Genomic DNA, 10,174 nt, shown 5'->3' with positions numbered 1-10,174 from the left:
AAAAAGCCTCAAATGATTGCTATGCAATCATTTGAGGCTTTTTTGATTCTGAATTATTTTGAAATTAAATCCGATCGAATATCTGCGGAATGTGGGTTGTGAAATAATATTGTTCCGCTTCCGACCAATTTAGTTTAAGCAATGAATCATCTCCAACTAAAAACTTGACACTCGGCTTAATTGGTTTCACGCCCAAAGCGCAAATAATCTGTGCTGCTACAGCTTTCGCCAATAGCGGCGGTACAGAATTTCCGACTTGGCGAAAACCGTGCCATTTTGTGACGTGAAATCTAAACCAGTCAGGATAGGAATGCAGCCGCGCTGCTTCCCTGACTGTAATGCACCGAGGCGCGATCGGGTGAATTGGCCTTGGCGAAGTATAAGCGCCCCTCGCCCTGTCGGTTCCAGCCCTGAGAGTGTTGCAAACTCCGTCGGGGTGCAGCTTGTAAAAACGGCTGATCGGCTCTTTTTCGCCGTAGGCTGCCGCTGCAAATCTTTCCATACATTCGGGAGAATGTTTGGTGCGCCGGCTGGATGAGAGGATTTGTCGATCGTACTGGCGATCGTAAGCATAATCATTATCAAAATCATCGAAGCCGCGCAAAAAACTCGCGTAATCGCTGCTGCACTTTCCGTACTCCGCCATTACCCAATCTCGGTGCAGCAACTCGCTATACTTTTCTACTTCCGGCAAATCTCCAATCGCCTCCAAAACTGTCGGAACCGCAGGTAAATTAACTTTTTTATAGCGTTTAGGAAGTTTCTTTTTAGGCAGAAAAGTAGTTGGCTGAGGATATTTTGGCAGATCGCAGTCTTGTTTACAACCAATCAGAAACAATCGTTTGCGAGCTTGCGGCACTCCGTAGTGAGCGGCGTTGAGAACTTGATAGTTTTCTTCTACTTGATAGCCTGCTTCCAGAAAAGAGCTAATTAAAAGATTCAGGAGTTCTTTGTGTTCGCCTGCTACAATTCCCGGCACATTTTCCATTACAAAAAACTTGGGTTTGAGTTCCAAAACCAAGCGCTGAAAGTGGAAAATTAGAGAATTTCGCGGATCGCCGACATCGCGCTTCCCCATCAGCGAGAATCCTTGACAGGGCGAACCGCTGATTACTACGTCGATTTCGCGCTTGCCGATCGCAGATTTTTCCCGAATTTCTGCTCCTGTCAGCTCTGAGACATCTTTGCACAATACAGAACAGTGCGGGAAATTGAACTGGTGGGTAGCGCAGTGGATGGGGTCAATTTCGACTGAGGCCAGTACGTCAAAACCTGCTTGTTCAAAGCCCAGCGTCATGCCGCCTGCGCCTGCAAATAAATCAACAGCGATCGGTCGCTTTTTCCGATAGCTTGGCATAACATTTCAATACTAAAATTGTTTTAAGAAGCTGTATTTATTTTAACATTTTTGATTATTTCCGCAGCCGCGCGATCGCACACACCGACATCTCCCACGCTTTGGCGCATTTGGCGATAATCCGCCAAGGTTTGCTGGCGCCGATCGGCATTTTGCAGCAATTCCAGGGCGTGGAAAACTATATTTTCCGCAGTAGCCTCATCTTGCAGCAACTCCGGGACGATCGGCTTCATTTGCACCAAATTGGGGGGAGAAATAAAAGGAATCGACAATTTCAGCAGGTGGCGAGCAATCATCGCCGTAATGCGACTGACGCGGTAGGCGACAACTTGCGGAACGTCGAGCAAAGCTAATTCCAAATTAACAGTACCAGATTTGGCGATCGCCAAGTCGGCCGCCGCCAAGATTTCCAGATTGTGATTTTCCAACACAGTAGCCCGCAAACCGTAATTCTCGATCGCCTGTTCGATTTTGCGGAGAAAACCGGATTGAGAAACCGGAATCCAGAAATGAACCTCCGGCATTTTAGCTTGAATAATGCGAGCCGCCTCAAATATCACCGGCATCAGGTACTTGAGTTCTTGCTTTCTAGAAGCGGGAATTAGCGCGACTGACACCTGTTCCGGCTCAATTCCCAAAGTTCTGCGGGCAACTTCCCGACTGGGCGCAGATTGCATTCTATCCACCAAAGGATGACCAACCCAACTCACTTGAGATCCTTTTTTTTGATAATAAGTAGCTTCTTCTGGGAAAATCGCCAAAATGCGATCGGCAATATTGACAATCAGATCCGTATTGCGAGGAGAAATCGAGCAAACCCATTCTTGAGGTGCGATGTACCAAACCACAGGTAAATCCGGCAAACAGCCGCGAATGTAGCTACCAATACCGAGATTTGGAGTCAAATAATCAATCAACACAACAACATCGGGACGGAATTTTTTGAGATATTGTTTAGCTTTTTGCTGAACTTGGATCGTTGGCCAAATATAGGGCACTGATTCTATAATGCCCATAGAACCAATACCCACAGTATCGCCTAAAATAGTAGCACCAGCTTGGGCCATGCGAGGGCCACCCAATGCGGTTATTTCTAACTCCAAACCAGCGGCGACAGCGTGACGTTTTAAGGCTGAAACTAACAACGCCCCTTGCAAATCGCCCGAAACCTCACCAGTGCTGATAAAAATTTTCATAAAATCCATAGGTTTGTAGTGAGGACTTCAGTCCTCTCTCTCATAGGTTTGTAGTGAGGACTTTAGTCCTCTCTGACGCGGTTTTTAGCTAATAAGGACTAAAGTCCTTACTACAAACAAACAGCTAACTACTCATAGGTTTGTAGTGAGGACTTCAGTCCTCTCTGACGCGACTTTTAGCTAATAAGGACTAAAGTCCTTACTACAAACAATAGATTTATTCTACCTCATTCATTTTTTGCCGGGAATCAAACCGCGCCGCCCTTTGGTTACAGACTGTTGCACAAATCTCCGCAGGTGCTGCAAGTGGTGATTTTCCGGCAACAAATCCAACTGTTCCAAAGCTTGATTGAGAGTGTAGCCAGAATGGTATAAAATCCGAAAAGTTTTCTTTAAAACTAACAAATCTTCTGGGGTTAAACCGGCACGTTCGAGACCTATTTTATTGATAGCTCGCACTCGCGAAGGATTCCCCTCGACTAGCATATAAGGAGGTACATCTCGATCGATCCTGCTCAAACCACCGATCATGGACAAGCGGCCGATGTGGACAAACTGGTGCACGCCCAAAACCCCGCTGAGTCTGGCTTGGGACTCAATTGTGACGTGTCCGGCTAGGGCTACAGCGTTGGCAATGATTACTCGATCGGCAATATCGCAATTATGACCCACATGAACGTAAGCCATCAACATATTATTATTGCCAAGTTTGGTGCTTTCCCCCGCTCCAGTAGCGCGGTTGATTGTCACGTATTCCCGAATCACATTGTTGTCGCCAATTGTCACCCTAGTCAGAGAACCCTCATATTTGAGATCTTGAGGTTCCAAACCAATGGCCGCACCAGGGAAAATTTGATTGCGAGCACCTATTTCTGTTAGTCCGTCGATAATTGCATGGGCCCCAATCTTAGTCTCCGGCCCGATTTTCACTCTTTCCCCAATTACAGCATAAGCGCCCACTTCTACAGTCGGGTGTACTTCGGCGCGGGGATGAATCACAGCAGTTGGGTGAATCAAAGTAAGCATTTTTCAGTTGTCAGTTGTCAGTTGGCAGTTGTCTGTTGTCTGTTAACTGTTAACTGTTGTCTGTTAACTGTTAACTGTTGTCTGTTGTCTGTTGTCTGTTAACTGTTGTTTGTTGTCTGTTAACTGTTAACTGTTGTCTGTTGTCTGTTGGCAGTTGGCTGTTGGCTGTTAACTGTTAACTGTTGCAATGCCCAATGCCCAATGCCCAATGCCCAATAACCAATAACAATTTAATCTACCATCGAAAACGTCAATTCTCCTTCACAAACTTTTTGTCCGTCCACTTCTGCAATCGCCTGCATTTTTCCGAAGCGGCGGCGTTTTACCCAGAGCAATTCTACAGTCATCAGCAACTGATCGCCCGGTACAACTTGACGGCGGAATTTGACTTTATCAATGCCGGTAAACATCCACAATCCTTGCTCAATGTCCGGTAACTGACCGAGCACCATACCGCCAACTTGAGCCATCGCTTCGACAATTAATACTCCCGGCATAATCGGTCTTCCGGGAAAATGCCCTTGAAAATGCGGTTCGTTGAAAGTCACATTTTTAATTCCTACAGCCCGCACTCCCGGCACGTAATCAACAATCCTGTCTACAAGTGCAAAAGGATAGCGGTGAGGCAATATTTTCTGGATTTCTTCGAGAGTAAAAGTAGATTTAACCGCTGGAGAATCGGCGCCGTTTTCGGTAGAAACGGACTCGGAATTAGCAGTATTGAGGGTGTTAATTTCTGTCAGCGTGGACATTGCTTGAAGACTTTTGAGTGTGGTATGCAAGAAGGAAGAAGTCATTAGTCATTAGTCATTAGTCATTAGTCATTAGTCATTAGTCATCGGTCATTAGTCATTAGTCATTAGTCATTAGTCATTAGTCATCAGGAAGAAGGAAAGAAGGAAGGCTTTAGTTATCGTGATGAAAACAATCCAGTGCAATGGTTTCAGCAATTAAGAATGTTCTAAGCGCCTTGGCCGTTGCTACATAAACGCAAGGGATCGCGTTTTGGGTTGTGAATTGTAACTGTGAATTGTAACAGCAACTGGGAGCGAACCTTTTCTAACTTGGCTGTAGCACGGCCGGGGGTTGGGAGTTCAGGGCTTTGGCAAGTTGGACGTGGAGGTTGTGACTGGCTTTGTAGGCCAAGTAGTGAGCTTTTGGCCAAGTTCCCAGCAGGCTGAGGTCGCCTGCTAAGTCTAAGATTTTATGGCGCACTGGTTCGTTGGCAAATCTCAAGGGCGGGTTGAGCCAGCCGGATCGATCGCAAACTAGGGCGTTCTCTAGGGTACCACCTTTGATCAAACCTGCTTGTCGCAATTGTTCAACTTGGCGGGCCAGTCCAAAAGTGCGGGCTGGGGCGATCGCCGTCGCAAAACTTTCTACCTCTGGCGACCAACTGTACCATTGATTGCCGATCGCCTGTTCCTCAAAATCAATGCCGTAGCTAAACCGAGTTTCCGCTGACGGTAAAGCCGCAGCAAAAGCATCCCCGTGACGCACCCAAATCGGCTCAGCTAGGACGAAGGAGGGATTAGACTCTTCCTGGGATGCTTGAGGAATTAAGCCGGTACGGGCGATCGCCTCTACCCAAAAGAGAGCCGAACCGTCCAGCAGCGGCACTTCCGGCCCATCAACCTCAATTCGAGCATTATCCGCTCCCATCCCCGCCAAAGCGCCTAATAAATGCTCTACAGTGCGAATTTGAACACCTGCTGCACCTGCCAGTTCCGTAGAAAGTGCAGTCTGACAAACCGCCTCAATTTTTGCCGGAATTATCGGAGCACCGGGCAAGTCAGTTCTGACAAAATAGCGGCCTTCTCCAACCGCAGCGGGCAAGACTCGGACGCGAGTTTGTTCGCCGCTGTGCAAACCAATTCCTGATAGTTCAAATTCAGATTTTAGGGTGTGAATAGTCATTTGGAAGAAGTAAGAAGGAAGAAGGAAGTTAACCGTAGCTAACTCATTAACCACATCCTAAGATGTGCTTAATGCCCTCGACTACAGCCACCACAGCCGCGATATCTAAAAATGACTGGAATGGCACTATTATCGAGGTGATGCTAGCTCCAATTGCAAGACCTCCTAGAACCTTTACTACTGCGGCGGGTATCATAATTGACATAGATGGCACACTAGCTGTAGCAGCAAAGGTTAAAAGTCCCCCCATTAGAGCAATGATCGCGATTAACTCCGATGATCCGACAGTACGACAAGAGCTAGTTTCTGCTATTTGAGTAAATTGCAATAACAGCATCGGAAAAAATGGACTCATCTTGGGCTGGTGGTAAGGTTCTCTAGGATTGTAGCAGCCACAAGAGCGTCACAGTAGTTAACCCGTAGGGTGCGCAATGCGCACCTTACACAAAATCGGAGAGTAGGCATTACCAGTCAGCAATTACCAATTACTGCTAACTAATGACTAATGACTAATGACTAATGACTAATGACTCTTCGGTAATTAGAATCTTTCGCCAATCCCAAAGTGAATTTGATTGTCCCCGCCGTCGTTGATACCGTAATCGATCCGGATCGGGCCCAAGGGAGATTGAATCCGCACGCCGAGGCCGTAACCGTAACCGCTACCGGGCTTTCTGCGGACACCTGCCGGGTCGCCCGGGACATCTTTGCCCGTACCCAAGTCGGTGCCCGCATCCAAAAATAGCGCTCCGCCGATAAACGAAATAATCGGGAAACGGTACTCCACACTGCCTTCTAGGAAGCTGCGGCCTGCTCCGATGTCGCCTTCGTTGTATCCGCGCACAGAGTTGGCGCCGCCCAAGGCAAAGGCTTCGTAGGGAGGCAAATCTCCGAATACGGTGCCGGCTTTCAAACTAAATGCGAGGGTTTGGGGGCCGGGGGTAAAGTTTGTGTACTTCACTGGTAGGTAAAAGCTGTAGCTGGCGCGCAGGCGGTTGAGCAAGATGCTGCCGGAACCTACAGGAATCGATTGTTCCATGCCAAATCTGAGCAGGGAACCGCTGGTAGGGCGGAGTGGGTCGTTGCGCCGATCGCGCACAGCACCGGCTTGGATTGTTGTCAAGTCGTCGGAGCCGGAATTGCTAAAACTTAGCTGGTTGCCGAGTTCGTCCTCGGCTTCGCGTCTGCCTTTGCGATCGGTAATTGAGACTCGCTGGTACTGCAAACCGAGTGAAGCTGTCCACTCAGAATCTGCAAAAGGATCGCGCGACAGGGGACGGGTAAAGTTGATGCCGCCGCCGGTGCGGACGATGCGGGGTCGATCGTCATTTGGCAATCTAACTTCCCTCTCGCCGCCGTCAAAAATCACGCTGATCGATCGCCTTCTAAAAATATTAGCCGTGAAAGAAGTCCGGTAAGGATCGCCCGCAATCCAGGGATCGGTAAAACTCAAGTCAAACAGGGTTTGGCGTTCCCCAATTTGTACTTCAGCCCCCAATTTTTGGTTCCTACCGTTCAAGTTTTGCTGCTGGTAACTCACCGTACCGAACAAACCCGTCGCGGAACTCAAACCCGCACCCGCAGCCAGAGAACCTGTATTTTTCTCAATGACGTTGACAATTACCCTTGCCTTGCGGGGGTCAGTCGTTCCCGGTTCCAAAGCAAGCCGCACGTCTTCAAAAATCCCCAAACCAAACACTCGCCTCAAATCTCTTTCCGCCTTGGTGCGGTTAAAGATGTCTCCGGGCTTGAGTTGAACTTCGCGGGTGATGACATAGCGGCGGGTGTTGCCTCCGATCGGCTGACCGGTCGCATCCGTGGGTTCTCCCTCCTTGTTCAGGAAGCGGACATCAACGGATTCGATCTGGCCTTCTGCCACTTGCAGGGTGACTGTGCCGTCGTCTGCTACTTGCGGCGCATCAGTGATTTGGCCCAAAACATAGCCGTTTTCTTGATACCACGCATTAATTTTTTTGACTCCCTCCTCAAAGCGGCGGAGGTTGAGAATTTTGCCGTACTGATCGCGGAAGCTGTCGTCAATGACGCTTTGGGGCAGCACTTGCTGACCGGTGATTCTCACTCCCCGCAGCACCGGATTTGCCTGCACGATAAAAGTCACCCGCACGCCTAAGGGGGTGTCTTCCGGTACTGCGCGCACGTTTCTGAAAAAGCCCGTGGCAAAAATGGCGTTGATGTCTTGTTGCAGTTGGCTGCGGTTGGTCGTGCGCCCCGGTTGGGTGCTGATGACTCGGTAAATCTCGCTTGCTAGGTCTCCGGTTGCCCCGGTGACGGTAACTTCGGCAACTAACACTTGCGGTTCTGCAGCCCCGGCTGGTGCGGGGGTTTGTCTGGGCTGCGGTGTTCCTGGGCCCGAGGGCAATGGGGGAACGGTGGGGGCCGGCGGTCTGGTGGGGGCCTGTCTAGCCGGGGCCGGTCTGCGGGGAATTTGGGCGTTTTGGACGATCGCCCCTGATTCGTCCTGGGCTGGAGAGGGAGAAACTTGTAGGTCTTGGACGATCGCCCCTGATTCATCCTGTTTCCGAGGCTCTACGGCAACCCAGGCGGGCGAAACTGCGCTCTCCGAGGGGGGGAGTTCGCTGGCCTGTTGCGCGTCTGGCAGGGCGTTTTGGCTGCTAGAGGCGACGGGATTGGATGCAATCTCGGGTTTGAGTTGCACCTGGGCGGGCGACACCGGGGTTGCCGGGTCTGTGACTCGGTTTGGGGGTTCGCGATCGTCTTCTCCTCTACCGGGGGCCGCCGCCGCTATTTTTAGGGCTGCCGCTGGGCTGCTGTTAGCTGCTGTGCGGTTTTGAGGAGAATTTTGGGTTAATTCTGGGACGGGGCGATCGGGTAATTCGATCGACGGGGCGGGGGGAACGGCGGCCAAAGCTTCCTCTGTTGATTCAGAGTAGGATGTTTGACCGCTTGCCGAATTTGATAGTCCGAAGGTTGCAGAGACAGTAAAAACTGCCACCAATACAGCAGATAAGCGCATTTTTGTTCACTCTTTTGGGCAATCGACACACACCACATTATTAGTCATTAGTCATTAGTCATTAGCCATTAGTCATTAGTGATTAAGTCGGTTGAATTTCGCGCTGACCGCTAATTGATGACTGTTGACCGCTGATTGCTGACATCGAAGGTAGAACGGTGACAAACTGTGCAATTCTAGCGCATTTCAAGCCTCTATACTTTCTGAGCTAGAACCCGCTGGAGAACTTGCTGGTAAGCGCTTTCTACCGATCCCAAGTCGCGGCGGAATCTGTCTTTGTCCATCACGCGGGCGTCGGGGTCAGTTTCTGCGTTGTCCCAGAGGCGACAAGTGTCGGGACTGATTTCGTCGGCGAGGAGCAGGTTTTGATGTTGGTCGATCCCAAATTCTAGTTTGAAGTCTACCAGGGTGATGCCGCACTGGGTAAAAAATTCTTTGAGTATTTCGTTAATTTCGCGGGCGGCGATCGACAATTGCTTTACTTGTTCCGGGGTGGCTAGCTGCATAAACTGCAATCTGCCGCGGGTTAGCAGCGGGTCTCCCAAATCGTCGTTTTTGTAATAAAACTCCACCAGCGGCGGATTGATAATTGTACCGAGGGCGATTCCCGTTTGTTTGCAAAGACTACCGGCGGCAATGTTTCTGACGACGACTTCTAAGGGCAAGATGCGAACGCGGCAGACTCGCATTTGGTTGGGGGCGGGCGTGTCGATGAAGTGGGTGGGAATGCCTTTGGCTTCTAGCATCCGAAACAGGTGGGTGGATATGGCACAGTTAATTTCGCCTTTGCCGGCGATGCTGCCCCGTTTTTGGGCGTTAAAGGCTGTGGCGTCGTCTTTGAAGTGGGTCAGCAAGATTTCGCTGTCTTCGGTGGAGTACAGGATTTTGGCTTTGCCTTCGTAGAGTTTGCGATCGGCTGACATGGCAATTAATAATGTAGATCAGTTTTAGATTTTACAGTAGCTCTCTGAGGGCACTATTGGCGAGTTTTTGCCGATCGACTGACTGCGCCGTTAGATGCCTGCTGGTGATTACGCCTCCAGATATATACCGCCACCGGCTGAGGCATAAATGATTCTTGACACAGCACAATAGAGATTAGACCTGCTGGGTTCGCGATGTGCTGAATGAGGCTCACCCGACAGACCGGCGGTTAAAAAACATCTGTAAAATGGCTGATTTATGGAAGAAAAAAAAATTCATATCCTCTTGGTAGAAGATGATGAGGTGGATGTGATGAACGTCCGGCGAGCGTTCAAAAAAAATAATATCGTCAACCCCCTCTACATGGCTGCCAACGGGTTAGAAGCTCTGGATATATTGCGCGGAAAAAGTAAAACAGAGCCTGCAATGCCTCAAGCGCGCCGGTTGATTTTGCTCGACTTGAATATGCCGAGAATGAACGGGATCGAGTTTTTGCGAGAATTGCGGCTGGATGAAAGTTTGAGGTCGATTCCCGTAATCGTCCTCACAACTTCTAATGAAGATAGAGACAAGGTAGAAGCTTATAATTTGAATGTAGCTGGTTATATTCTTAAGCCAGTCACTTTTTCTAACTTTGTAGAAGTTATGGCTACCCTCAACAGATACTGGATGCTAAGCGAAATTCCCTAAATTATGGAAGTTTTGACAAAAAAATATCGAAGTGGCTTTTGTAATTATTAAGCGGTGCATTTGTTTTTA

At 49.2% G+C, this 10,174-nt stretch carries 10 protein-coding genes; 2 read left to right on the top strand and 8 right to left on the bottom strand.

Features of this window, described 5'->3' with window-relative positions:
* Window positions 1–64: 64 nt before the first annotated feature.
* From JGK39_RS18735 to lpxC, 5 genes are all read right to left on the bottom strand, one after another.
* On the bottom strand, window positions 65–1,357 hold the full coding sequence (locus tag JGK39_RS18735; RefSeq protein WP_293255432.1) for a DNA cytosine methyltransferase: 1,293 nt from the start codon (window positions 1,355–1,357) through the stop codon (window positions 65–67).
* 23 nt (window positions 1,358–1,380) lie between these two features.
* A complete protein-coding gene (gene lpxB / locus JGK39_RS18730) occupies window positions 1,381–2,553 on the bottom strand; it encodes a lipid-A-disaccharide synthase (protein WP_293255429.1) in 1,173 nt (390 codons plus the stop codon).
* Window positions 2,554–2,784: 231 nt separating this feature from the next.
* Window positions 2,785–3,579: an acyl-ACP--UDP-N-acetylglucosamine O-acyltransferase gene (gene lpxA / locus JGK39_RS18725; protein ID WP_293255426.1), complete on the bottom strand. Its 795-nt coding sequence runs from the start codon at window positions 3,577–3,579 to the stop codon at window positions 2,785–2,787.
* 230 nt (window positions 3,580–3,809) lie between these two features.
* Complete coding sequence (gene fabZ, locus JGK39_RS18720) at window positions 3,810–4,331, bottom strand: 3-hydroxyacyl-ACP dehydratase FabZ (protein ID WP_293255444.1); 522 nt, start codon at window positions 4,329–4,331, stop codon at window positions 3,810–3,812.
* A 307-nt stretch (window positions 4,332–4,638) separates the two neighbouring features.
* On the bottom strand, window positions 4,639–5,496 hold the full coding sequence (gene lpxC / locus JGK39_RS18715; RefSeq protein WP_293255423.1) for a UDP-3-O-acyl-N-acetylglucosamine deacetylase: 858 nt from the start codon (window positions 5,494–5,496) through the stop codon (window positions 4,639–4,641).
* Window positions 5,497–5,567: 71 nt separating this feature from the next.
* Between lpxC and JGK39_RS18710 the strand changes: the two genes are divergently transcribed.
* Entirely contained in the window at window positions 5,568–5,813 is a 246-nt protein-coding gene (locus JGK39_RS18710) for a hypothetical protein (RefSeq protein ID WP_293255420.1), read from the top strand.
* Window positions 5,814–6,037: 224 nt separating this feature from the next.
* Here JGK39_RS18710 and JGK39_RS18705 read toward each other — a convergent pair whose 3' ends face one another.
* The 3 genes from JGK39_RS18705 to JGK39_RS18695 form a co-directional block, all read right to left on the bottom strand.
* Window positions 6,038–8,491, bottom strand: coding sequence for a BamA/TamA family outer membrane protein (locus tag JGK39_RS18705; RefSeq protein ID WP_293255417.1), 2,454 nt, complete (start codon window positions 8,489–8,491; stop codon window positions 6,038–6,040).
* Window positions 8,492–8,685: 194 nt separating this feature from the next.
* Window positions 8,686–9,414, bottom strand: a complete 729-nt coding sequence (gene purC / locus JGK39_RS18700; RefSeq protein WP_293255414.1) for a phosphoribosylaminoimidazolesuccinocarboxamide synthase — start codon at window positions 9,412–9,414, stop codon at window positions 8,686–8,688.
* Between the two features lie 53 nt (window positions 9,415–9,467).
* Window positions 9,468–9,629 (bottom strand): hypothetical protein, encoded by a 162-nt coding sequence (locus JGK39_RS18695; protein ID WP_293255411.1) that lies wholly within the window; start codon window positions 9,627–9,629, stop codon window positions 9,468–9,470.
* Window positions 9,630–9,673: 44 nt separating this feature from the next.
* Here JGK39_RS18695 and JGK39_RS18690 point away from each other — a divergent pair, with 44 nt between their 5' ends.
* Window positions 9,674–10,105, top strand: coding sequence for a response regulator (locus JGK39_RS18690; protein WP_293255408.1), 432 nt, complete (start codon window positions 9,674–9,676; stop codon window positions 10,103–10,105).
* The last annotated feature ends 69 nt before the right edge of the window (window positions 10,106–10,174 follow it).

Source organism: Microcoleus sp. PH2017_12_PCY_D_A, from assembly GCF_020738565.1.
Classification (GTDB): Bacteria; Cyanobacteriota; Cyanobacteriia; order Cyanobacteriales; family Microcoleaceae; genus Microcoleus.
Note: the sequence above shows the minus strand (reverse complement) of the source record. Positions and strands in the feature narration are given on the sequence as shown.

Excerpts from the sequence above, each read along its gene's own strand:
- JGK39_RS18705 (WP_293255417.1), bottom strand. The coding sequence starts at position 8,491 with ATGCGCTTATCTGCTGTATTGGTGGCAGTTTTTACTGTCTCTGCAACC.
- lpxC (WP_293255423.1), bottom strand. The coding sequence starts at position 5,496 with ATGACTATTCACACCCTAAAATCTGAATTTGAACTATCAGGAATTGGT.
- JGK39_RS18710 (WP_293255420.1), top strand. The coding sequence starts at position 5,568 with ATGCCCTCGACTACAGCCACCACAGCCGCGATATCTAAAAATGACTGG.
- JGK39_RS18690 (WP_293255408.1), top strand. The coding sequence starts at position 9,674 with ATGGAAGAAAAAAAAATTCATATCCTCTTGGTAGAAGATGATGAGGTG.
- lpxA (WP_293255426.1), bottom strand. The coding sequence starts at position 3,579 with ATGCTTACTTTGATTCACCCAACTGCTGTGATTCATCCCCGCGCCGAA.
- fabZ (WP_293255444.1), bottom strand. The coding sequence starts at position 4,331 with ATGTCCACGCTGACAGAAATTAACACCCTCAATACTGCTAATTCCGAG.
- JGK39_RS18735 (WP_293255432.1), bottom strand. The coding sequence starts at position 1,357 with ATGCCAAGCTATCGGAAAAAGCGACCGATCGCTGTTGATTTATTTGCA.
- lpxB (WP_293255429.1), bottom strand. The coding sequence starts at position 2,553 with ATGAAAATTTTTATCAGCACTGGTGAGGTTTCGGGCGATTTGCAAGGG.
- purC (WP_293255414.1), bottom strand. The coding sequence starts at position 9,414 with ATGTCAGCCGATCGCAAACTCTACGAAGGCAAAGCCAAAATCCTGTAC.